The 22,723-nt window shown below is 40.4% G+C and carries 22 protein-coding genes; 3 read left to right on the forward strand and 19 right to left on the reverse strand.

Annotated features, from left to right (window positions below; all coding sequences use genetic code 11):
- The first annotated feature begins 10 nt into the window (after positions 1 to 10).
- On the forward strand, positions 11 to 1,219 hold the full coding sequence (locus tag BPOF4_RS15360; protein ID WP_238446469.1) for a M14 family metallopeptidase: 1,209 nt from the start codon (positions 11 to 13) through the stop codon (positions 1,217 to 1,219).
- A 35-nt stretch (positions 1,220 to 1,254) separates the two neighbouring features.
- Here BPOF4_RS15360 and murC read toward each other — a convergent pair whose 3' ends face one another.
- The 6 genes from murC to BPOF4_RS15390 form a co-directional block, all read right to left on the reverse strand.
- The gene (gene murC / locus BPOF4_RS15365; RefSeq protein ID WP_012960114.1) at positions 1,255 to 2,553 is read right to left on the reverse strand and encodes a UDP-N-acetylmuramate--L-alanine ligase; all 1,299 of its coding nucleotides are present in this window, start codon (positions 2,551 to 2,553) and stop codon (positions 1,255 to 1,257) included.
- Between the two features lie 252 nt (positions 2,554 to 2,805).
- Complete coding sequence (locus BPOF4_RS15370; RefSeq protein ID WP_012960115.1) at positions 2,806 to 3,903, reverse strand: nicotinate phosphoribosyltransferase; 1,098 nt, start codon at positions 3,901 to 3,903, stop codon at positions 2,806 to 2,808.
- 166 nt (positions 3,904 to 4,069) lie between these two features.
- Entirely contained in the window at positions 4,070 to 6,850 is a 2,781-nt protein-coding gene (locus tag BPOF4_RS15375; RefSeq protein WP_012960116.1) for a DNA translocase FtsK, read from the reverse strand.
- A gap of 233 nt (positions 6,851 to 7,083) precedes the next feature.
- On the reverse strand, positions 7,084 to 7,884 hold the full coding sequence (locus BPOF4_RS15380) for a DUF1444 domain-containing protein (RefSeq protein ID WP_012960117.1): 801 nt from the start codon (positions 7,882 to 7,884) through the stop codon (positions 7,084 to 7,086).
- A 124-nt stretch (positions 7,885 to 8,008) separates the two neighbouring features.
- Positions 8,009 to 8,335, reverse strand: a complete 327-nt coding sequence (locus BPOF4_RS15385) for a thioredoxin family protein (RefSeq protein WP_012960118.1) — start codon at positions 8,333 to 8,335, stop codon at positions 8,009 to 8,011.
- Between the two features lie 15 nt (positions 8,336 to 8,350).
- Positions 8,351 to 9,361 carry a PTS sugar transporter subunit IIC gene (locus BPOF4_RS15390; protein ID WP_012960119.1) on the reverse strand — a complete coding sequence of 337 codons (1,011 nt, stop codon included), beginning with the start codon at positions 9,359 to 9,361 and terminating at the stop codon, positions 8,351 to 8,353.
- A 165-nt stretch (positions 9,362 to 9,526) separates the two neighbouring features.
- Here BPOF4_RS15390 and BPOF4_RS15395 point away from each other — a divergent pair, with 165 nt between their 5' ends.
- A complete protein-coding gene (locus BPOF4_RS15395) occupies positions 9,527 to 9,973 on the forward strand; it encodes a YtoQ family protein (protein ID WP_012960120.1) in 447 nt (148 codons plus the stop codon).
- A gap of 68 nt (positions 9,974 to 10,041) precedes the next feature.
- Here BPOF4_RS15395 and BPOF4_RS15400 read toward each other — a convergent pair whose 3' ends face one another.
- Together BPOF4_RS15400 and BPOF4_RS15405 are read right to left on the reverse strand one after the other, a co-directional pair.
- Entirely contained in the window at positions 10,042 to 10,563 is a 522-nt protein-coding gene (locus tag BPOF4_RS15400; protein ID WP_012960121.1) for a DUF84 family protein, read from the reverse strand.
- Between the two features lie 41 nt (positions 10,564 to 10,604).
- The gene (locus BPOF4_RS15405) at positions 10,605 to 11,678 is read right to left on the reverse strand and encodes a M42 family metallopeptidase (RefSeq protein ID WP_012960122.1); all 1,074 of its coding nucleotides are present in this window, start codon (positions 11,676 to 11,678) and stop codon (positions 10,605 to 10,607) included.
- Between the two features lie 245 nt (positions 11,679 to 11,923).
- Between BPOF4_RS15405 and BPOF4_RS15410 the strand changes: the two genes are divergently transcribed.
- Positions 11,924 to 12,235 carry a PepSY domain-containing protein gene (locus BPOF4_RS15410; RefSeq protein WP_238446470.1) on the forward strand — a complete coding sequence of 104 codons (312 nt, stop codon included), beginning with the start codon at positions 11,924 to 11,926 and terminating at the stop codon, positions 12,233 to 12,235.
- A gap of 154 nt (positions 12,236 to 12,389) precedes the next feature.
- Here the strand turns inward: BPOF4_RS15410 and BPOF4_RS15415 are convergent, their stop codons facing one another.
- From BPOF4_RS15415 to BPOF4_RS15460, 11 genes are all read right to left on the reverse strand, one after another.
- Positions 12,390 to 13,247 (reverse strand): YtnP family quorum-quenching lactonase, encoded by an 858-nt coding sequence (locus tag BPOF4_RS15415; RefSeq protein ID WP_012960124.1) that lies wholly within the window; start codon positions 13,245 to 13,247, stop codon positions 12,390 to 12,392.
- Positions 13,248 to 13,463: 216 nt separating this feature from the next.
- Positions 13,464 to 14,939, reverse strand: coding sequence for an acyl-CoA synthetase (locus BPOF4_RS15420; RefSeq protein ID WP_012960125.1), 1,476 nt, complete (start codon positions 14,937 to 14,939; stop codon positions 13,464 to 13,466).
- An 83-nt stretch (positions 14,940 to 15,022) separates the two neighbouring features.
- Positions 15,023 to 15,931: an intracellular short-chain-length polyhydroxyalkanoate depolymerase gene (phaZ, locus tag BPOF4_RS15425; protein ID WP_012960126.1), complete on the reverse strand. Its 909-nt coding sequence runs from the start codon at positions 15,929 to 15,931 to the stop codon at positions 15,023 to 15,025.
- Complete coding sequence (locus BPOF4_RS15430) at positions 15,915 to 16,967, reverse strand: 3-oxoacyl-ACP synthase (RefSeq protein ID WP_012960127.1); 1,053 nt, start codon at positions 16,965 to 16,967, stop codon at positions 15,915 to 15,917. The genes phaZ and BPOF4_RS15430 overlap by 17 nt, the downstream gene beginning before the upstream one ends.
- Entirely contained in the window at positions 16,964 to 17,128 is a 165-nt protein-coding gene (locus BPOF4_RS22275; RefSeq protein ID WP_158305579.1) for a hypothetical protein, read from the reverse strand. The genes BPOF4_RS15430 and BPOF4_RS22275 overlap by 4 nt, the downstream gene beginning before the upstream one ends.
- A 13-nt stretch (positions 17,129 to 17,141) precedes the next feature.
- Positions 17,142 to 18,167 carry a branched-chain amino acid ABC transporter permease gene (locus BPOF4_RS15435; protein WP_012960129.1) on the reverse strand — a complete coding sequence of 342 codons (1,026 nt, stop codon included), beginning with the start codon at positions 18,165 to 18,167 and terminating at the stop codon, positions 17,142 to 17,144.
- Positions 18,164 to 19,033, reverse strand: coding sequence for a branched-chain amino acid ABC transporter permease (locus tag BPOF4_RS15440; RefSeq protein ID WP_012960130.1), 870 nt, complete (start codon positions 19,031 to 19,033; stop codon positions 18,164 to 18,166). The genes BPOF4_RS15435 and BPOF4_RS15440 overlap by 4 nt, the downstream gene beginning before the upstream one ends.
- Before the next feature lie 14 nt (positions 19,034 to 19,047).
- Positions 19,048 to 19,752 (reverse strand): ABC transporter ATP-binding protein, encoded by a 705-nt coding sequence (locus BPOF4_RS15445; RefSeq protein ID WP_012960131.1) that lies wholly within the window; start codon positions 19,750 to 19,752, stop codon positions 19,048 to 19,050.
- Positions 19,739 to 20,503: an ABC transporter ATP-binding protein gene (locus tag BPOF4_RS15450; RefSeq protein ID WP_012960132.1), complete on the reverse strand. Its 765-nt coding sequence runs from the start codon at positions 20,501 to 20,503 to the stop codon at positions 19,739 to 19,741. The genes BPOF4_RS15445 and BPOF4_RS15450 overlap by 14 nt, the downstream gene beginning before the upstream one ends.
- Positions 20,504 to 20,563: 60 nt before the next feature.
- A complete protein-coding gene (locus BPOF4_RS15455) occupies positions 20,564 to 21,796 on the reverse strand; it encodes a substrate-binding domain-containing protein (protein WP_012960133.1) in 1,233 nt (410 codons plus the stop codon).
- A 19-nt stretch (positions 21,797 to 21,815) separates the two neighbouring features.
- A complete protein-coding gene (locus tag BPOF4_RS15460; protein WP_012960134.1) occupies positions 21,816 to 22,703 on the reverse strand; it encodes an alpha/beta fold hydrolase in 888 nt (295 codons plus the stop codon).
- Between the last annotated feature and the right edge of the window lie 20 nt (positions 22,704 to 22,723).

The raw sequence follows: 22,723 nt of genomic DNA on the forward strand, positions 1-22,723 counted from the left end.
CTTCCTTTTTATGGTTACAGCTAAACATACAATGTTTAATAAATTTTGTTCGTGGAATCATCCCTACAAAAAGATGAAGGGTGCGATTCAAATGACAATAGACAAACAAGATTATTTCAAAACTACTTATGAACAATCTCGAGAGGTATTCCGAGGACATTTAGACCCCATCAAGAAAAAGTGGCCTAATGCTGTGATTTCGACTAAGCCAATTGGTAATGAAGCTGATAATACAATTGATATGATTTATGCAGAAGCCTTAACTGAAAATAAACAAGTCCTCTTTTTTACAATCGGTGAACACGGAATCGAAGGCTTTGCTGGTGCTGCTTGCACTCATCTATTTATCAATGAATACCTTGATCGTATAGACCCTCATACAACAGGCATATGTCTTATTCATGCACTAAATCCATGGGGGATGAGAAATTACCGAAGAGTCACTGAAAACAATGTGGATCTTAATCGCAATTATCTCTACGATCCAAATTCTGTACCAAAAGACATCAATGATCATTATTCAAAAGAAAGTGAGATGTTCCTTCCAAATGGAAAAATAGCAGACCTCACACAAGAAAAGCGAAAGCTGTACACACAATTAAGTAAAGCTCTAGTCACTACCGGTTACAGCGGCATTAAAAAAGCGAAAGGAATGGGGCAGTTTGAATTTGAACGAGGAGTCTATTACGGCGGTAAACAAGAAGAGCCCAATACAGCTTATTTAAAAGAAATTCAAAAAAAGCTTTTATCGACATTCGCACGAGTCGTTCATATGGATTGGCATACTGCACTCGGCCCTGCTAATGAAATCACTATGGTTATATCAGACCTTGATGGGCGCAGTGAAGAACAACTAAAAGATACCTATCAGCTGAAAAATATTCTTCCGTTCTCTGCTGATAAAGTAAAAGGAGATTCCACTCACCATTTTCATAGAGTGAGAAAAGAAGAATATCCAGATACGAAACTTTTTTCGGCATTATTTGAATTTGGAACGTTTGGAACCGGAAAGAAAGCTGAATTTCGTGAATTTCAGACGATTATCTTAGAAAATCATTTATATTTTGAAGGGGCAAAAAAACAAGAAGATATCGATTGGATCATGAATGAATTTAAGGAAATGTTTTATCCGGATGACCCAGAATGGAGAGATTCGGTTATAAAAGAAGCTCGTCTCGGTATTGAGGCCGTTTTAACAGCTGAGGATATGTTACATTAATCAAGAAAACCCCCTGCAAATGCAGGGGGTTCCTTTTAGTTTAACGTATTCTCATAGGCTTTTTGGAATTTTTGAATGTCTCCTGCCCCCATAAATAACAAGGTGCTGTTTTGATGTTCCTTTAACCTTTCAACGTCTTCTTCAGTGATTAATTGAGATTGTGGAATGAGCTCCTGAAGATCTTGAATCGTTAACGATCCTGCTTGTTCACGAGCTGATCCAAAGATGTCGCACAGGTAAACATGATCTGCCAGCTTCAATGCCTCAGCAAATTCATTCAGAAATGTTTTAGTACGGGTAAACGTATGCGGCTGGAAAATAGCTACTACTTCATGGTCCTGATATTTCTTTTTGGCAGAATCAACTGTTGCGGCAATTTCAGTTGGATGATGTGCGTAATCATCAATTAAAATCTGGCTGCCGACTTTCTTTTCCGTAAAACGTCTCTTTACCCCTTGGAACGTTTTTAGATGTTCTTTAAGAACTTCTGCAGGTACATTCTCATAATGGCATAATGCAATAACTGCAAGAGCATTTAACACGTTGTGATTCCCATAGCCAGGAATAGTAAATGTTCCGTATAAATTATTACGAACATACACATCAAATTTCGTTCCTTTGTCCGTCACTTCTACACTTCTTGCTTGGAAATCATTCTGCTCGCTAAATCCATAAAATACAACAGGTACATTCGCATGAATCCCTTGTAAATATTGATCATCACCACAGGCTACGATTGCTTTTTTAACTTGCATTGCCATTTCACTGAATGCTTCAAACACATCATCAACGTCTTTAAAATAATCAGGGTGATCAAAATCAATATTCGTCATGATACAGTAATCAGGTTTGTAGTTAAGGAAGTGTCTGCGGTACTCACAGGCTTCAAATACGAAATACTTTGAGTCTTCCTCCCCTTTACCTGTTCCATCCCCAATAAGGTACGATGTTGGGAAGGCTGAACCTAACACATGAGATAACAGCCCTGTTGTTGATGTTTTGCCGTGGCAGCCAGTAACAGCCACGCTCGTAAACTGTTGAATAAAGTCCCCCAAAAAGTGTGGATACTGATCAACAGGAATACCGATTTCCTTAGCACGAGCAACTTCCTCGTGGTCTTCCCCGTAAGCTGCTGAAACGATAACATGCTGATCTTCTTCGATATTATCTCTGTTAAATTCTAATAAAGAGATGCCTTTTTGTTCTAACGGGCGCTGAGTAAAAAATTGTTTCGCAACGTCAGATCCTTGCACGTTCTTCTTCATATCATGGAGAATTTGTGCTAATGCACTCATCCCCGATCCTTTAATTCCAATAAAATGATATTTAGTCATAGTTGGACCTCCAAATTCCTCATGGTTTCAAACCGCGTCCAAGTCATGTGTAAGTGTTGGGTTTATGTAAATCCATTTCACCTTTTACGATTCACGTTATGATTATAGCAGAAATACGAGCAATCACCAATTCGACTTGTTCCGCAGCACGAATTCCTCATTTTTGACGAGTACTTAAATTATTACCAATTATTAAAACCATGATTTATTCCTAAAAAAAGTGACCCACTCAATTAGCGGGTCACCTAACCGTTAATCGACAAGTTCTAATCTAGGATTGTCGCGATAGCGCCTGCCGGCTTTCGCTTCATGTTCCCCATTTAGCAAGACATTGTCTCCTGTAAAACCAATGTGTATCTTAAGCAAACTTCCTCCGACCCCGTAAATATCAATAGGTACACCTTGCTCTTCATAGGCCTCAATACGCTCTGCATTAAATCCTCCGGTGGCTACAATTTTCACGTGGTTAAACCCTTCTTTATCTAACGCTTCCCGAAGAGCAAATAATAGAACTGGATTAGCTCCGCGCGGGTCAAATGCCCCCATCACCTCAGGGTTTCTACAGAAATACTGGTCGACCATCGTCCTAGATGTATCAACTCTGACTCCCTTTAATTCTTCTCCAAACTCCCTTGCTACCTTTAGGGAATCCGTTATCACGTCATTATTATAATCAACTAAAGCCATTAATTCATCTTCTGGGAATTCTGCTTTATATGCTTTAGTCGCCTCAACTACATCGCCTCTGAACAGTTGAATAAGAGCGTGAGGCATAGTCCCCATTCCTTGTTTACCCCACCACTCATTCATCGCATGAGTCGCCTGAGCTTTTGATCCGCCGATATAAGCTGCATAGCCGTCACCCGACTGCTGGGTAAAATGATCGTCTCGATCTCCCATAAAAATGACTGGCTTTTGAACACCTGATTTTCTCGCTGCTTTTACGACATTATATACATTAGTTGCTACAGATGTTCTTCTAGCAAAAATCCCATCAATTATACCTTCTAAATAACCGAAGTTTTGATAAGGGCCTTTGATTGTTAAGACCGTTTCAAACGGCTTAATTTTATCTCCGTCCTTTAAAGAGCGGATTTCAAGTTCATCTGCATTTTTAGCAAATGTTTTAATTAATGCAATGACCTCATCAGTCCCGCAAAGAATAGCATGTTCTTTTTGGAAAAACTGCATCGTTACAATATTGTCTGAATGGTATTTTTCTACTATCTCTCTCGTTTTCAAAAAATAAACCGCCGAAAACCAGCCTTCATGAATGCGTTCATCAAATTTAAACGTTTGATTTGTTAAACGTTTAATTTCACCTTGCATCTTCAATTCAATTTCTTTCATAGCCCCTTATACTCCTTGTACCCAACTATAGTTATCTTCTCTCTCTATCTAGCTTATCTCGTTCTAGCTTATATCATTCTAGCCGCATTTTACTAGCATCGAAACTCTTATCGTACTTATCATATATAACCTTTAGGATGAATACAAGGTTAAGCAAGGATTTATCTTACCTGTTTGGGTATAACCTCTCTTCTAGCTCGATTTCGTCAACAAGAATATGTCTTGGCTTGCTGCCCATTGCTTCACTAATGACACCCATATCTTCCATCATATCTATTAATCTAGCCGCTCTATTATACCCTACTCTAAATCTTCGTTGTAAGCTTGAAGCAGAAGCTCCGCCTTGCTGAATCACAAAATAACAAGCTTCTTCTAGCAGGTCATCATCTTGTTCTGCGCTGCTTTGCATTTTTTTCAGCTGTTCTGGCGCAAAAAGATACTCTGGCTCTCTTTGTTTTTTCACAAAAGCTAATACATCTTCTATTTCTTCATCAGAGACAAATGTACCTTGAACCCGTACAGGCTTTGGAGCCCCGTTTTCATGGAATAACATATCTCCTCTTCCTAATAAACGCTCAGCCCCGCTCATATCTAAAATCGTTCTTGAATCTGTTTGTGAAGAGACAGAGAACGCAATACGAGTAGGAATATTTGCTTTTATCAGCCCCGTAATAACATCTACTGACGGACGTTGTGTCGCTAATAATAAGTGAATCCCGCAAGCTCTTGCTTTTTGAGCAATCCGGCAAATGGAATCTTCTACATCTTGCGGTGAAACCATCATTAAATCGGCAAGCTCATCAATAACCACGATCATATAAGGAAGAGCTGGCTTGTCTTTTGATTCCGAATAAAGCTCATTATAACGAGTGACGTCTCTGACTCCTTGCTGGCTGAACAGCTCATAACGTCTTTCCATTTCCCCTACTACCCATTTTAAAGCAGCTGTCGCTTGCTTTGCATCCGTGATCACTGGCGTGACAAGATGAGGTAATTTATTATACGGAGCTAGTTCAACCATTTTGGGATCAATTAATAATAATTTCACCTCATCTGGATTCGCTTTATAAAGCAAGCTGATTAAAACAGAGTTAATACAGACACTTTTTCCTGAACCTGTAGCCCCAGCAACAAGTCCATGAGGCATTTTACGAAGGTCTGTCACAATTGGCTGCCCTGAGATATCCAATCCGAGCGCGACTGTAAGAGGTGACTCCGGCTTGATGAAGACATCCCGGCGTAAAATTTCTCTTAAGAAGACTGGTTTCGATACTTTATTAGGCACTTCAATTCCAATCGTGTTCTTCCCAGGAATAGGGGCTTCAATTCGAATGTCCTTCGCTGCTAAAGCCAGCTTCATATCATCTGTTAAACTTGTTACTTTATTTACTTTGACTCCACGCGCCGGTTGAATTTCATACCTTGTTACAGAAGGTCCTTTTGTGACATTAACAACCTTTGCATCTACGTTGAAGCTTAGTAGAGTTTCTTCAAGAATTTCTGCTTGTTCTTGTAACCATTCACTATCCTGCTCCTCTTGATGCTGAGGATATTTTAACAGCTGGATACTCGGATGATTATATTCACTTTGCACTGTAACTTGCTGCGGCTGGACTTTTTGAGGCTTTTTATCCTGAGGAAGCATCATCACATTAAAAGGAATGCTCTCTTTTGGTTTACTCCTAGCAGCTGCTTGATCGCTCTTAACCTCTGTCTTCTTTTCTACGATAACTTCTTCATCTAGGCTGTTCTGAATACTTTCTTCAGTTTGGATAGTTTCGATCTGATTTGGTACATTTTCGTAACTTACTTCATTTTGTTCCACTGGCTCTGTGACTTGTGATGACGAAATTACTTCGTCCGCGGTATCCGTTTTAAATGCCTCTGCCTCGTCATCCTTATCTTCCTCTATCGTTTCAACAACAGATGCTGGTTCAACAGTTTCCTGAAACGGGCTCTCTACTGGTTTCTCTTCAACGTGTGGTAAGTCCTCTTTGAAATCAGTGGCTGTTTTTTGAACATCAGATGGATCTGATTGAAGATTATGTTCAGGTATTTGTTCATCTACGGGTTCATTCACTGTTTGGGTTATTGCTTCATTTACTGTTTCAGCATCGTCATCCTCTATAGAAAGGAGGTCGTTTCTTACGTGGACATCGACTTTTTCAGGTATAGAATCAAGTATAGTTGACTTTTCAGTAGCAGAATCATCTTGTGTTGTTGATTCAGAGGACTTTTCTGCAATTTGATCTAGTACAGTTGCTGCAACTTGACTATTCCTCAGGTTTTCAGCTTTTAGAAATACTTCGAGCTGTTTTTCCATCGTTACACTTGGACGTTTTGGCTCAATGACTTTCCCGTACCCAGGAAGAGAAGATAATAAAGATTCATCTTCAAGCATGTTTTTCTTTCTTTCTTTAAATCCATACACCGGAGATGGTATAGAAGTGGGTTTGAACTCCTTCTTTGATTGAGGAAAACTGGGAGTATAACCTTGAGTATTCCCCTGAGAATTTCCTTGGGTTCGCTCCATTGCTTTTTCTTCAATTTTCTTATCTACTTTTATTTGTGACGGCTTATGTCTCTCTTGGCTTACTCGTTCTGTTCTTCTGGTACGTTTATTTTCAGGCTGTTCTTGTTCTGCCTGTCTAAATGTCTTTCTTGGACTGTGTTCAGTTTCACTAACTGAACGTTCCCGCTCTTGATTCTCATCTTCTATAAGAGGAAAACGAAATTTACCAGGCTTAGGATATTGGTAGACCATCCGTGGTTCACTTTCGCGCTGCCCGCTTTCTATGTAGCCAAAAGACCTCTTACTGTTTTGGGCTGCTTGGGATGGATGATCCTCTGTTGTTTGTTTGTGACTTTTAATAGAAGTATTATCCGTTTCTTCCCCGCCAGATAAAGCCCCTTGGATCTTTTTAATCCATTGCTTTAATGTATCCATACTCCTCACTCACTCTCTTTCTAATGTTTCACCATTTTTATGACTATTTAACTGACTATCATTCGTTCTAAAAATAGCCCTTTCATATATGAGTAGAAAAAACCACTAGTTAGCTCTAGTGGTTCTGTTTATTCGTATCAGCCGATCACAAAAAAGGCAAATCCGGCTTCATATGGCTTCATCAGCTATTAGCGTATTACTACCTGATTGTACCATAATCATTCTTTTGGTGATTATGGCTGCTTTGGTTTTTTCTGAGCTAGAATGAAAGTAGGTTCTAGTTCTCCGTCCTCATACATGAAAGGCAGCGCGGTTACCGGCACTCTTCCTTCTCCAAAAAACTGAAGAGCGATCTGCGCGAGTACATCATACCCGCTGTCATTTTGAATGTCTGCCATAATTAAAACATCTTGGTGAGGAATTGCAACGGCCAATTGACCTGTCACTTTTTTCGCCATTTTCTCTAGGAGTGATGGATCAAGAACTCGGCTTGCATCGTACCCATCCTTTGCACGTAAGAAATAGAAGGTATTTCCTGCAACCACATCTTCTTTCATCGGCTGTGGCAGCGACCGAAGATTGAAGCGTGACATTTCTCTTATTTTTTCAGCCGTCAGACCTGACTCACGTACCATTTCCTCATCAATCAATGTATAGGCTTCCCCTAGATCTATAGCATAATAGACACGAGTCTCTGCTGTATGTTCCTCAAATAGCAACGGTATGCCGTCTTTGGTCTCATCAGGGAAAGAAGTTGACCTGATAACAGGGAATATTTTATTTTCATTCCCTTTTAGAGAAGGTCGTTTATCCATCGTTGCAAGGCCAACTTCAATATAGCGGATGACCTCATCAATGGAATCATACTCTTCTCTTTCCCATTTTGCTAATAAAGGCTTTAAAGAAAGGGTTACTCCTTTATTCGTCTTACTATTTGTAATACGTAAGGTTGACTCTTTATGATTGTATGTGATGCTGCGATCATCACGTTCTAATTTTTCTTCTACCATTTTTCTAAATTCACGAAGTTCCATTGCATACACTCTCCTTCATACCTTACAGTGTACCATTTCTAAGAATGGCTATCCAATGATTGAAATACGAGACCGATATAAAAAAGGAGTATCCACATCACATGATGCGGATACTCCCTGCCGATTAATAGCTGTTAGCTTCTGCTCTAGTTAAGAACTCAATAATTTCTTCTTCTGTTTTACGATCCTTGCTTACAAAACGATCTACTTCTTTTCCATTTGAAAAGGCTAAGAAGCTTGGGATGCCCATCACCATGTGTTCTTGACATAGATCAATAAACTCATCACGGTCTACATAGTAAAAAGAAAACGAAGGGAAGTCCGCTTCAATTCTAGGTAAAATAGGTTCGATCACCCGGCAGTCAGGACACCAGTCTGCTGAAAACATAAATACGACCGTTTCATTTTCAGCCAGCTTGTTAAATTGTTCTACACTTGTTAATTTCTCCATTATTCTCATTCCCCTTTATGATTGTTCTATCTTCATCTCTCCCATTTTAATATATCCTGCCTTTCTCATCCATTCAGAAATACCTAAACTTATTAAAGCAGGTAAAATAAAATATAGAAGCCCAACTGACAAAGCCGTTTGATAGCTGAACCCCATATCGGTAAATGTCATAATCGGCCCTACTAATCCGCTTGTTCCCATTCCAGCTCCAGCTGGATTATTCGTTAGCCCAAACATCGTAGTAGCGAACGGTGCTAAGATGGCCCCTGCTACCGTTGGAGGAATAAGAATGAGAGGATGTCTAACGATATTGGCTATTTGGAGCATCGATGTTCCTAGACCCAACGCAATTAATCCAGACCAGCGATTTTCCCTGTAGCTGCTTACCGCAAAGCCGACCATTTGAGCTGCACACCCTACTGTCGCGGCACCTGCAGCAATTCCTTCTAACCCAAGCATGATAGCGAGCGCTGCACTTGAAATAGGTGCTGTGAGCGCAAGCCCCATCAAGGTGGCAATAATGATCCCCATTAAAATCGGCTGTTGTTCTGTGGCCCACATAATCAAACTGCCAAGCTGTGTCATCCCTGCATCGATCCCAGGGCCAATCAGACTAGCTATCGTAAAACCAGACAAAATCGTCACTAGCGGAGTGATAATAATATCTATTTTTGTCTCTCCTGACACCATTTTTCCGAGTTCAGTAGCGATCACTGCAGCAACAAAACTTCCAGCTGGTCCTCCTAGCTGGAAACCAGCCGCGCCGCTGATTAGAGCAGCAAATAATACAAGCCGCGGAGCACCTAACCCATAGGCTACAGCTGCACCAATGGCCGGGCCGGTAAGACTCATAGCAAGCGCTCCAATTTCTATTAAAAATTCTAATCCAGTTTGCTCACCCACTGTACGAATAATCAAACCTATAATTAATGAAGCGAACAGCCCTAAGGCCATATGACTTAATCCTGTAATGACATAGGTTTTCCAATGTAATTCAATGCCTTTTCTTTTTAAGAAATTCTGCATGCCCTCTCCTACTCTCTCATAACATTTAAATCATTTCTTTCCTATCATAACCGCAACCTTTACATGTGACAAGACAGATCACCAATGAATCTTGTCCTATTATTCGTCTCCAAAGAGTTCTTGCTTTATAATAGAAAGGGAAAAAATAGTAAAGGAGAGATGATTGTGGAACTAAACGTATATTTAGCAGGAGAAATTCATAGCTCATGGAGACAAGACCTGAAAGAGGCTGCCAAAAATCGAAATCTACCTCTTCATTTTACAGGACCGATGGAAAATCATGATCGGTCTGATGATATTGGAGAAGAGATCTTGGGTACAATGCCTACTAGCATCCTAAAAGATGAAGCTGCTTCAAGTATTAATAATTTACGTACTCAAATTCTTCTTCAAAAAGCCGATGTCGTTATCGCCTTATTCGGAGAGACGTACAAACAATGGAACAGTGCCATGGATGCTGCCACAGCCATTGCCTTGCAAAAACCATTAATCCTCATTCGACCAGAAAAGCTGCATCATCCGCTTAAAGAATTAGCAAATAAAGCACAAGTTGTCGTTGAGACTCCTGAACAAGCGATACAAGCTCTCTCTTATGTGTTTGAAGAAGAATAAATGAAATCTATTGAAAGCATAAAAAAGCATTAGGTCCATTTCTCAAGGACACTAATGCTTTTTTTCTATTAATGGCTGTATGAAGGTCTGTCAAATTGATATTGACCGTAAAGCATCCGTACAATGTGGCTAAACATTTCCTTACGAGTCAGCATACCGGAAGTAAAGACTCCAACTGCACCTTCTTTGTGGCGGATATGAGGATCTTGCATGAGCTCACTCATAATCACACCAAGCTCATAACCTTCTTTTAATTTTCGCTCAACATTAGAAGGCAATGGAATTTTGGCCCCACTGGCAATCCAAACTCCCCCCAAATGATCCGTTAACGCTCCCCAATTACATAGCATGATCCCATTAGGGGTTTCACAAACCCCTCCTTCAAGTCCAACAGCTATGTTTGAGCCTGCTGCACTTAAGGCAAATTTCGCTCGATTAATGGCACCTTCCAAGGTCTCTTCTTCAGAGAATGGTTGAGCTGACACACCGGACGGGGCATCAATACTAATGAATTCCAATGGCTCACGAATAAGAGTATCCATTACAGCATGCACTTTAGCGGGATTTTTTGTACCTATTGCTAGCTTCATTTTTTCCGCTGACCTCCATAATTCCTATTACCAGTAAACGTTTAAACGCCTTTTCTTATTTGTTCTAATGTGTTCTGATCTGTATTCTTCACTAATTTTACAATTAACTCTTTTGCCGCTGCATAATCATCAATATGAATAATGGAAGCTGCTGTATGAATGTAACGAGAACAAATACCAATTACCGCTGAAGGTACCCCGTCCCCTGACATATGCACACGTCCTGCATCCGTACCACCTTGCGAGATGAAATATTGGTATGGAATATTATGTGTTTCAGCAGTATCTAAAATAAATTCACGCATGCCGCGGTGAGTCACCATCGTACGATCTAGAATACGAAGAAGCGCTCCTTCTCCAAGGTGACCAAAGGCATCTTTTCCGCCTGTAGCATCGTTTGCTGGACTCGCATCTAGCGCATAGAAAATATCAGGCTTTATCATTTGAGCAGAAGTTTGAGCTCCTCTTAGTCCAACCTCTTCTTGAACGGTAGCTCCTGAATAAAGCGTATTAGGAAGCTTTTCATTTTGTAATTCTTTTAAAAGCTCAATGGAAAGCCCTACCCCGTAACGATTATCCCATGCTTTTGCTAAGATTTTTTTATCATTTGCCATAGGTGTAAACGGGCAAACCGGTACAATTTGCTGTCCAGGCTTAATGCCGATTTTCTTAGCGTCTTCTTTATCATCTGCGCCAATGTCAATATACATATGTTTAATTTCCATCGGCTTCTTACGTTGAGATTCTTCTAGAAGATGAGGCGGAGTTGAACCTATGACTCCGATAACCGGACCGGCATCAGTCATAATCTGAACTCGTTGAGCAAGCAGCACTTGGCTCCACCAGCCACCTAATGTTTGAAAGCGAATTAATCCCTTTTCATTAATAGATGTCACCATAAAGCCAACTTCATCCATATGACCAGCTACCATAACCGTAGGGCCTTCCGCGGCTCCCTTCTTCACACCAAAAATACTTCCTAGACGATCTTGTACAATTTCATCAGAGTATTTCTCAAGCTCTCCTCGGACAAACTTTCGAACGTCGTGTTCAAATCCAGGGGCTCCTTGTAATTCTGTTAACGTTTTAAACATAGTAAGCGTTTCTTGATTCATGACAAGCTCCTTTCGATTCCCGAAAAATATATGTACATATTTATTTTATCTGAATCCTCTAGCAATTGCTACTTTGCCTAAATAAAACCTTCTTTTAAAAAAATGAATAAACAATGACTCATCTTATTTAAATTGGAAAACGACAGAAAGTTTCTGTATACTATATCTAGTCTTAGTTGTTTTGAAAAAGTTAATGCTTCCTGAATATCACCTGACAAATCTAACGTAAGTGTGAAAGGATGATCATGATGAGTATAAAACGTTTTGCATTAGGAGTCGGCATTGGCGTTGTTGCAGGGTACTTCCTACGTCCAAGCCTTGAAGCAGAAAAAGTATCACCTGAGAAAGCATTAAAAGAAGTGAAGAAAACCGTTTCGTCTACTCATGCTATATCAGGATCTTGGATTCATATGATTCCTGAAACAGTAGAAAGAGAAAATGTACGTGTGGAGGTATATCGTGGAGGTATTTCTACGACAACTGAATCGGGTACAGTACAATTCGAATTTCTAGCTGATACTAAGACTGGTACGTTACTCGAGTTAAAAGCAGCATAAATTAAAGAATGAGGCTGGGACTAGGTGTGTAACGAATGAGAAGGCTGAACAAAATGTGGGTAATGCGTATACACGCTCCTGAAATATACTACGCTGCATTTGCTTATTGTTCCCTCATCAGATAAACACTTGCTTTTGTCCCAGCCTCTATTTATCAGCTTGAATAAACGTATTGCTCACGTTCAATTGACTCGACTATTTCTCCGTTTTCATTCCACTTTACCGCACGATATTTATAATCATGGTAGAACAAATACCACGCGTCTTTTTCTTTACCGTACGTTTGCCATTTCTGTTTATTGAAAATAGAATCCATTGGAAAATCATCGTAAGCGAGCACCCAAAGAGGATTGGCATGAGCATGAGTCGGCATAATATCTGCTAAGTGAATAAATGTCTCCCCACCATGTTCTAACACCAAGATACAATGTCCATCACTATGACCGCCTGTATGGACTAATTTCACTCCCGGGATTGGCTCAATTTCTTCCTTGAACGTCTTTACCTGATATTCAATCGGCTTCCAATTTTGTTCCCAATATGTATTTTGAGAGCGCACATTTGGATTTTTCATTTCATTCCATTCTATTTCTGAAGTATAAATGACAGCGTTCTCAAAAGTAGGCACCCATTGTCCGTCCTCTTCCTTTGCTAGGCCAGATGCATGATCAAAATGCATATGTGTCATCATAACAATATCAATATCAGCTGTCGTCATACCTAACTCTTGTAAATTACGTTCAATAGAGGACTCTTCTTTAATTCCATAATTTCGCTTTTGCTTATCTGAAAAACGACCGTTCCCAATTCCTGATTCCATCAGAATGTTTTTCCCATCCTTTTGTATTAAAATCGGATCTGTTCGAAGTTCAATTTGATTGTTTTCATTATGCGGGTATTTACGGCTCCATAATGGTTTAGGTACAACACCAAACATCGCACCGCCATCCATATGGGTTACTCCCCCGTTTAACCAAGTCATCTTCATGCCATCTCTTTCTAAATTCTCCACAGGAAACCCCTCCTTTGATTCATTCTTCTTTATTTTATCACAATTCACACTCTAAACACTCTGTGTTTTTGCGAGGCGTTCACTCTATCCATTATGTGAAATCTTTTTTCAAGCCGCCTAGTATTTTCTTAAAAGTTAATAGGCCATAAAAAAACACTGTGACTGCTTTAAAGCCACAATGTTTGAATTTTCATGAGTTTGTAAGAGAACCTTTTTTTATACTGCCTCTGTAAACAACTTCTTCTTATCCACCTTCCCTACTGGTGTTTTTGGTAATTCCTCAACAAAAGTTATTCGCTTCGGAATTTTGTATCGCCCTAATGTTCGTTGGCAATGAGCCAGCAGTTCCTCTTCTGACAGCGTAAAGTTTTTCTTTACTACAATAAACGCACTCACTACCTCGCCCCACTTTTCATCAGCGAGTCCAACGACTGCTGCTTCAGAAACAGCCGGGTGCTCGTTTAGAACATGTTCAACTTCTAGGGGATAAACATTTTCTCCTCCGGTAATAATCATATCTTTCTTTCGTCCAACAATGTAAAAATAGCCTTCCTTGTCTCTTCTACCTAAATCACCAGTGTGAAGCCAACCATTTATTACTGTATTAGTGGTTATCTCAGGCTTTTGCCAGTATGAATCAAAGACATGAAGACCACGGATGCATATTTCACCAACCTCATCATGGTCAGCCTCTTCTCCATTTTCTTTGATGATTTTCACCTCATTATAAAGCATCGGTTTTCCAACGGATCCTCGTTTTGAAACAGCTTCGCTTGGGTCGATGAAAAAGTTATTCGGGCCAGCCTCTGTTAGTCCGTATCCTTCCTTAAAGGCAAGCCCTTTTTTTTGAAACGCTTTATATATGACATAGGAGCAAGGGGCACCCCCAGAAAGAAAGGTATGCACTGAACGAAACGTAGCCTCTTTAAAGCTCGGTGCTTTGATGAGGAGATGATACATCGTCGGGACAAGTAAAATAACGGTACATTGGAATTCTTCAATTAATTGAATCGTTTTCTCGCCATCAAACTGGTCTGATAATATCACGGTGCCCCCTATGTGAAGGATAGGTAAGGATAGGGCGTTCAACCCTCCTGTATGAAACATCGGCAAGCTCGTTATCGTTTTGTCATCGCTCGTTAAGCCCCAGCTTGTAATAGTATTGATCATATTAAAAAAAACAGATTGATGAGTTAATACGACTCCCTTTGGTAAACCTGTTGTCCCCCCTGTGTAAATTAAGAGCAGCGGGTCAGAGTCGGATATCTCCTCCTTTTTACAAGGAGCGGCTTTTGCAATCCATTCTTTATATTCTTGGTTTAACTGTACACTCGGAACCCCCCCATCAACTAATGAGATGAAGATTTCATCAACAAAAACTAAGCTCGGCTCACAATCAGAAAAAATATAAGCCAGCTCGGTGGATGAAAGACGCCAGTTCAACGGAACAAAAATAGCTCCAAGCTTTGTAGCGGCAAATAGTAAATCAAAATAACTAATATGGTTTGGTGAAAGTAAAGCGATCCTGTCCCCCTTTTTAATGCCACGCTGCTGCAACATTCCAGCTAATCGCTCGGCTCGTTCATTTAACTCCTGATATGTCCATCGTTCTTTCGTGCTTCCATCAATAATAGCAATATTCCAAGGGGTAAGCTGTGCTCTTTTGCATAACCAATCCTGCTCCCAACTCATTTACACTCCTCCTCTGCTTTCTTCGCTTAGGTTCAGTGTATAAAATGGACGTAACAGTCTAGTAACAAAAAACCCCTTTTCGTTTAAACCGAAAAGAGGCTCGTTTCCTTCTTTTTTAGAAAATCTTCCATAACCTTTGTTACTTGTGCTAAATCATCAATGAGCGGAGAGTGTCCGCAATCTTTTAATCTTACATAATATGCTCGCTCTCCCAAATCTTCTATTAATTCTTGAGTCATCACTTCAGAAATGACTAAATCATGCTCACCCCATAAAATCAGTACGGACTGGGAGATATTATTTACTTCTCCACTGCCCTCTACCAATCCATTATGATGTTCACTCATATTAAATGTATTAAGTGCATAATATACATCTGCTAAATTTTTTTGAGTACACATGTCATCAATATATTTCTGATAGCGTTCTTCACTCGGCTGATTCTTTGTATAAATTAAGGAATCCCATATTTGCTTAAGTAAAACGGTATTACGTGTTAAGTAGGCCTCTTCAATTGGAATCGTCCTTACCGGATCAGCCGCTATCGCTTCCTTCGTCTCCAACCGCTCGAGACGACTTTCTTCTATCTGTTGATAATATGGATAGCCCCTTGTAGAGGCAGAGGCGAGCAATACGACACGCCGTACCTGCTTTTCCTCTCTGGCTGCTACCTGAAGAGCGACTGCGCCACCTGTTGACCAACCGATTAAATCACAGGAAGCTATTTCTAGCTTTGAGAGAACTTCTCGAATGTCTTCAGCAAAATCTTCAATTGAATCAACTGCTCTATGATAGGTCGACTCTCCAAAACCTCGCATATCAATGGCATACACTTTAAAGGTTGGATCAAGACTTTCTAAGAGGAGATCCCAGTGCAATGAAGACGTCATATTGCCATGCAAAAGGACAACAACATCAGTTCCCCCTTCTCGTTCTCGATATGCAAGCCGTTCTCCATTGTTTAAGTCAACATATTTAAGCTGAATGTTCATGTTTACCCACCTTCCCTTCATCCCAAATGATAGTCGTAGCTCCCCATGCATAACCGATACCAGCACTAACAAGAACAACAATATCTCCACTCTTAAGCATGCCGGCTTTTTCGGCTAATTCTAAGGATAGAATTTGATCGATCTGACCCAGATGTCCGTAATGGTCCAAGTAAATCGATTGCTCTTGAGTTAAGCCTAGTTCGTTTAGGATATAGTCATGGGCAGATTTTTTCATATGAAGCATCGCAACGTAGTCGATATCGCCAACAGAATAACCGCTTTTTTCAAGGGACGATTTAATGACAGTAATAAAATTAGCCATTGAATTCTCCGCTAATCTCTCCTTCATACTTACAGGATCGATAACATCTAAATAGTTCTGCTTTTGCTCCAGTACTGCTGGTGACAGCGGCTGTTTAGTCCCGCCCGCTGGTACAACTACGTCCTCAGAAAAGGCGCCGTCTGTTATAAGTTTTGTTTCAAGCAGACGGTGTCTATGAGCACCCTTTTTTAATACAATAGCTCCGCCCCCAGCTGCAAGATTATACATGAAACGAGTTCTTGGATTCGCATAATCGATAAAATCTACATTTCTGTAGCCTCCAGCAAGCAATACGGTTCTTACTGTGTCATCTGACTTCATTAAAGATTTAGCAAGGTTCAGCGCCATAATTGTCGTCCCGCAGCGTAAGGCTACATCAAATGCCCATGCATTGATTGCACCAATACTCTCCTGAAGCTTAATCGCAGCCGTCCAGAGCGGATACTCTTTATGCTCTTCACCAATGTAAATAATGATATCTATATCAGCAGCATTGATTTGTGCTTTTTGTAAAGCTTTTTCGGCCGCCCAGATCCCCATTTGGCATGTGTGATCGTTTATACCAGGAATTGTTTTTTGAACGATCCCAAGCTTTTCTTGAACAATTCCAATCGGTAAGTTGGCAGCTGCTGCTAGTTCTGATGCAGTCATTCTTTCTTCCGGTAAATAAATACCTGTCGCTATAATTCCTACCTTCTCTACTTCTAGATTCATAGGTGCATCACCTGCTTAATATAATCCATTGCCTCTTCTAAACTAGCGCAAACGTATTCTTCTTCTGTTTGAACATGCTTAATCTTTATCCGCATCGTATCATGCGGGTGGACACGTAAAATAAAGGACGAAACAACTTGGTCAAGGACTTCTTCCATCACTATCACTGCTCCCTTAGCTAAAGGTATCTTTTACCGCACCAGCTTCCATTTCTTTTCTGAGCTTTTCTTTCTTTTTATATTGGCGTTTATCCCACCAATGCTTCGTCGTTCCAACAATCCCTTTTGGGAAAAACATAACTACTAAAATGAAGATTATGCCAAATAAAATGACCCAACGCTCAAAAATCCAATGTACTTTTGCTAAGTCCATTAATCCATGACGAGCAAGCTCAATAATTGCTGCCCCCACTACGGAGCCAAATAGTGTACCGACCCCGCCAATTATGGTAATTAACAACACATCAAGCGAGAGCTCAACAGATAATACAGCTGTATTAACAAAACGTAAGCTCATTGCATATAGGATTCCAGCCAGCCCAGCAACCATTCCAGCTACAACATTGGCAATAACTTTATAGTGCATCACTTTAAAACCAAGTGATTCGACACGAGGCTCATTTTCACGAATGGCCTGTAATACCTTTCCCATCGGGGATTGAGTGAAGCGATCAAGGAAGATATACGTACCGACTAACAGAACAAGGGCGATTAAATAAAAGGAAACCCGGTCCCTGAAAAGCTCTGGTACAACGAATGTAAAGCCATCGTTTCCCATTGTAAGAGAACGCCATTTCTCAGCTGTGACTAAAAACAAACTAGATACTGCAAGCGTTAGCATTGCAAAAAAGTGACTTTTTAATCTGAGCGTGAGAATACCAACCAGATAACTTACTACCCCTGTAAAAATCAGTGTAAGCACTATCGCTACGAAAAAAGCGGGCATTGTAGAGCCAAACATTTTCAAGCAGATAGCGACTGTATAGGCACCTATTCCAAAGAACATCGCATGACCAAATGAAACAATGCCAGTGTATCCGAGTAAGATGTCATAGCTCATCGCAAAAACAGCAAAAATAAAAATTTGAGTGAGCATAATTAGTGCTGTACGCGAATCACTCACAAATGGAAATATAGCTAAACCTATAGCTAAAACAAGTAAAGTTAGTTTGAAGCGAGAGAGTTTTTGGAGGCTTTTCATCGAACCGCCTCCTTCATGCCCATAATTCCAGATGGTTTAAAAATTAAAACGGCAAGCATGATTAAAAAGTTAACAGCAAGCGCAATATCCGGTGCGTAGTATCCAGCATAAGCGCCGAGCAAACCGACAATAATCGCCGCAACCATCGAACCAAGCACACTGCCCATTCCACCGATGACAACAACAATAAAGGCTAAAATTCCGTATTCTAATCCAATTTCTGCATAAATAACCCCTGAATAAGGACCAAATAAAACTCCAGCTAATCCTGCCATTGCAGCACCAAGCATAAAAACAAATAAGAATACTTTACGAATATTAATTCCAAGAGATTGAACCATTTCTTTATCCATAACTCCTGCTCGCACAATGAGACCAATCTTTGTTCGGTTTAATAAGAAAAGCAACCCGAGAAATACGATCAATCCTACAGCAATGATAAACAATCGGTATTTAATTAAGTAAAGCCCTCCAATTTCCCAGCTACCTTGAAGCCAAAGCGGTGCCTGAGCTTGCAATATGTTAGGTCCCCAGAATACTTTCACGACCTCACTCAAGACGAGCATCGCCCCTAAGGTAATCAGTAATTGTTGAATATGATTTCCATACACAGGCTTGATGATAAAACGTTCGAGTAAGTATCCAAGCACCATTCCAATGACCAATGCTGCTAAGATTCCTGCTAAAAAGCTTCCTGTAGTTGTATAGGCCCAAATTCCAGCATAGGCTCCCCATAAAAACAAAGCACCATGGGCAAAATTTAATACATCCATTAATCCAAAGATGAGCGTTAAACCTGCTGCTAAGAGAAAAATCAGCATGCCTGTTGCCAACCCATTAATTGTTATATTTGCAATCGTCTCCACCTATATCACTCCTTTTAGGCTATACCTAAATATTTACGTTTTAACTCTTCATCGCGACTAAGCTCCTCCATTTCACCTTTATGCACCGAAAGCCCATCATCAATAATATAAAATCGATCTCCGATTGTACTTGCCATCATAAAGTTCTGTTCAACGAGGACCACCGTCGTTTTATCTTTCATTTCATTAATTGATTCCATTACTTTTTCAACAATAATGGGTGCAAGCCCCTTACTTGGCTCATCAATGATTAGTAATTCATTGTTGTTCACATATGCTCTAGCAATGGAAAGCATTTGTTTTTGTCCGCCTGAAAGGTGCCCGCCTTGCTTTTTCCAGAATTTCTTTAAATCCGGGAACAAATCTATGATGTAATTCATGCTCGCTAATGTTGCTTCGTCTTTCTTTTTCATCGCTACATTCATATTTTCTTCGACCGTTAACCCACCAAAAATACCTTGATCCTCTGGAACATAGCCGATTCCCAAATTAGCTATTTCATAGGTTGGCAGCTTATGAATCTCCTTGCCTTTATACGTAATGGCCCCTTCACGAACAGGGTTTAATCCCATGATTGAGCGAAGCGTTGTTGTTTTCCCTGCTCCATTTCGACCGAGCAACACCGTAACCTCACCTGGCTGCACCTCAAAAGATACTCCCTGCAAAATATGATATTGCTCGATATACGTATGAATATGATCCACCTTAAGAAGCGTCATGCTGCATACCTCCTAAGTAAGCTGACTGCACCTGCTCATTATTCATAATCTCTTCTGGTTTACCATCAGCAAGTAATTCTCCGTGAAACAGCACCATCAAGCTATCTGAGAGATCAAGCACCATATCCATTTTGTGCTCAATTAACAATATTGTTCGACTGCGTTGATCACGAATTGATTTAATTACATCAAGAATCATCGGAACCTCTTCTAACGACATGCCAGCAGTCGGTTCATCTAATAGAAGCAATTCAGTCTCAAGCGCTAACAGCATCGCTATTTCAAGTTTTCTTTTTTCACCATGAGCCAAATTTACAGCTAGCTCTTCTGTCTTATCTTTAAGAAGAACTACATCTAGCAGCTCCAATGCCCGCTTTTCAATGTGTTTGTATTTCGAAAAATGAGAGAAGATATTGTAACGGATACCTTGCTGTGACTGAACAGCTAACCGTACATTTTCATAGCATGTTAAATTCGGAAATACATTTGTGATTTGAAAAGACCTTCCAATTCCAAGTCTAGTTCGTTCAGTGGCAGAAAGGTTTGTAATCTCCTTTCCATTAAAGATGACCTCCCCCTTTGTTGGCTTTAGCTGACCACTCAACATGTTAAAAAAGGTAGTTTTCCCTGCCCCATTCGGGCCGATAATTGATTTCAACTGATTACGCTCTATCGCAATTGTGACATCGTTTACGGCAACATGGCCGCCAAACGCAATCGTCAATCCTTTTGTTTCTAATATTGTTGACATCCTTTCTCCTCCTTTTTTAAAGAGAGTACTATCAAAAAATCTGATAGTACTCTATAGTCATTAATTATTGATAGGCGGCGCTGTTTCTTCTGGTGTTAGTTCACGAGAAAGAACAGGTACTGGATAGTCATATTCAGGTGATTCTTCTAGCGTAATCGAATACATAGACTGAAGGGCTTGATGATCTTCTTCTCTAAACGTCATTTCTCCCTTCGGCGTATTAAATGTCATGCCTTCCATGGTAGAAATGAGCAAGTCTGTATCTGTATCTCCACCAGTCTCCTCAAGCGCTTGCACAATAGCCATCGCCGCTGAAAATCCACCTGGTGTAAATAGATCCGGCATCTCGCCGTTATAGCGCTCTTGGTGTGTTTCAACTAACCAATCATTCACTTCGTTATCCGGAAGACTGTGATGATATACTGTAAAGCCTTCCATCCCGACAACCGCTCCCATTGTGCGTAAGGCTGCGATGTCAGGTGCTCCTGTGGAGATTTGAATTCCACGCTGTTGTACACCCATATCAGCAATTTGCCCCCATGGATTGTTTGCTCCTGCCCAAATAACAAACAAGTAGTCAGGATCTGCATTAATAACTCGCTGAATATTTGAAGCAAAATCCACCCCAGCCGGGTCTGCATATTCTTCGTGAAGAACCTCTGCACCAAGCTCTTCTGCAGTATTTTTAAACGCACTCACGCCGTCACGACCAAATGCATTATCTTGGGCAAGGGTGGCAATTCTTACTCCCTCACCTGCAATTGCAGCTGCCCCGGCAGTTGCATCCTGTGAAGAGCTACGCCCTGTACGAAAAACATAACGATTCCAGTTTTCCCCAGTAATACTATCTGCTACTGCTGGTTCTACCACCATTATTTTCTCGTACTCTTCCATTAAAGGAAGTACTGCAAGCGTATCGCCTGATGAAGATGAGCCAACAATAAAATCAACATTATAGTCTTCAAGTAAACGAGTTGCTTTGTGAACAGCCACGTCTGATTGAGTCTCTGTGTCTTCAACGTAATATTCGATCTTTTTGCCGCCAACCTCCATCGTGCCATCAGTGGCATACTCCAACCCAAGCTCAAATCCCCTTACGGTTTGTGTGCCATATGCTTCTAAAGCTCCAGTTAGTGAGGTTAAAACCCCAACACGTACAACATCTTCTGCCTCAGTATTCTCTGGACTTTCCCCTGCTTCCTCACTGCCTCCTACGTCATCAGCTCCACATGCAACAAGCATTGATGTCATCAAGGCCAACCCCCAGCCTATCAAGCTTTTTCTCCATCTCATTTTGTTTCCCCCTTTTGTTTTAAGAATTATCTGAATTATATCTTCCTGTAGTTGCATGTAAGTTACAGACTTGCTCAATGAACGTTTTTGTAGAGGCTGCCACCTCTTTTGCAAAGTGAATAGCGATCGAAAAGTGATTGGATTGGGGAATTTCTATCAATTCATAATTCTTGTAACGAGAGACTAGCTCATTACATTGTTGCTTTGAAATAACAAAGGCCTCCTTATCGTATAGACAATCTGGTGCAAAGAAAATGAGAACAGGAACGTTTATTTTTTCATGCAACATGGTAATTTCAGCGGCAAGAAGATTTTTTAGTTCTTCTTCAATCGTTACCTTACGAACTTTTGGTTGTACACTTCCATTTTCCATGTGATGGACATCATAATTAAAATAGCGTTCTAAGCCTTGATGCCATGGTTTAAAGAAATCAGTTTCCTTCATTTTAGAAAGAAATGTTTGATAGCTTTCATATTGATGATCGAGACGATTAATAGACGGGGTTAAGGCTGAAATAACACGTTCATCTAAGTTAGCTCCTCCATCAATAAGGATCAGCCTTTTTACAAATCGTGAATAATGAGCAGTAAAATAACTGGCAATCATCGCTCCTAGTGAATGCCCGACGACAATTACATTCTCTAATTTGAGCGCTCTTAATATTTCCACTAAATCTTCTGCATGTTCTTTTAAGCTGTAACCTGCAGCTGGCTTACTGCTGTTTCCTCTGCCCCGTAAATCATAGCTTAGGACACGATAATCCTTCACCCACTCTGATGCTAGTGAATCAAAAAAATGAGCATTAGCGGTTAAACCGTGTATGCAAACGATCACCTCCCCGCTGCCACCATGGTCGACCACGTTAAAGTCTAAATCCCGTACATGAACAGTTATACACCTCTCCATCCGCTTTCTCCCTTCGAAGT

This window comes from Alkalihalophilus pseudofirmus OF4 (genome assembly GCF_000005825.2).
GTDB lineage: Bacteria > Bacillota > Bacilli > Bacillales > Bacillaceae_D > Alkalihalophilus > Alkalihalophilus pseudofirmus.

Excerpts from the sequence above, each read along its gene's own strand:
- BPOF4_RS15430 (WP_012960127.1), bottom strand. The coding sequence starts at position 16,967 with ATGAATCTAGAAGTAGAGAAGGTAGGAATTATAGCGACAGGTATTTAT.
- BPOF4_RS15380 (WP_012960117.1), bottom strand. The coding sequence starts at position 7,884 with ATGGAACTTCGTGAATTTAGAAAAATGGTAGAAGAAAAATTAGAACGT.
- BPOF4_RS15405 (WP_012960122.1), bottom strand. The coding sequence starts at position 11,678 with ATGAATCAAGAAACGCTTACTATGTTTAAAACGTTAACAGAATTACAA.
- BPOF4_RS15360 (WP_238446469.1), top strand. The coding sequence starts at position 11 with ATGGTTACAGCTAAACATACAATGTTTAATAAATTTTGTTCGTGGAAT.
- BPOF4_RS15450 (WP_012960132.1), bottom strand. The coding sequence starts at position 20,503 with ATGTCAACAATATTAGAAACAAAAGGATTGACGATTGCGTTTGGCGGC.
- phaZ (WP_012960126.1), bottom strand. The coding sequence starts at position 15,931 with ATGAACATTCAGCTTAAATATGTTGACTTAAACAATGGAGAACGGCTT.
- murC (WP_012960114.1), bottom strand. The coding sequence starts at position 2,553 with ATGACTAAATATCATTTTATTGGAATTAAAGGATCGGGGATGAGTGCA.
- BPOF4_RS15400 (WP_012960121.1), bottom strand. The coding sequence starts at position 10,563 with ATGAAGCTAGCAATAGGTACAAAAAATCCCGCTAAAGTGCATGCTGTA.
- BPOF4_RS15435 (WP_012960129.1), bottom strand. The coding sequence starts at position 18,167 with ATGAAAAGCCTCCAAAAACTCTCTCGCTTCAAACTAACTTTACTTGTT.
- BPOF4_RS15420 (WP_012960125.1), bottom strand. The coding sequence starts at position 14,939 with ATGAGTTGGGAGCAGGATTGGTTATGCAAAAGAGCACAGCTTACCCCT.
- BPOF4_RS15375 (WP_012960116.1), bottom strand. The coding sequence starts at position 6,850 with ATGGATACATTAAAGCAATGGATTAAAAAGATCCAAGGGGCTTTATCT.
- BPOF4_RS15460 (WP_012960134.1), bottom strand. The coding sequence starts at position 22,703 with ATGGAGAGGTGTATAACTGTTCATGTACGGGATTTAGACTTTAACGTG.
- BPOF4_RS15455 (WP_012960133.1), bottom strand. The coding sequence starts at position 21,796 with ATGAGATGGAGAAAAAGCTTGATAGGCTGGGGGTTGGCCTTGATGACA.
- BPOF4_RS15385 (WP_012960118.1), bottom strand. The coding sequence starts at position 8,335 with ATGGAGAAATTAACAAGTGTAGAACAATTTAACAAGCTGGCTGAAAAT.
- BPOF4_RS15370 (WP_012960115.1), bottom strand. The coding sequence starts at position 3,903 with ATGAAAGAAATTGAATTGAAGATGCAAGGTGAAATTAAACGTTTAACA.
- BPOF4_RS15410 (WP_238446470.1), top strand. The coding sequence starts at position 11,924 with ATGATGAGTATAAAACGTTTTGCATTAGGAGTCGGCATTGGCGTTGTT.
- BPOF4_RS15445 (WP_012960131.1), bottom strand. The coding sequence starts at position 19,752 with ATGACGCTTCTTAAGGTGGATCATATTCATACGTATATCGAGCAATAT.
- BPOF4_RS15390 (WP_012960119.1), bottom strand. The coding sequence starts at position 9,361 with ATGCAGAATTTCTTAAAAAGAAAAGGCATTGAATTACATTGGAAAACC.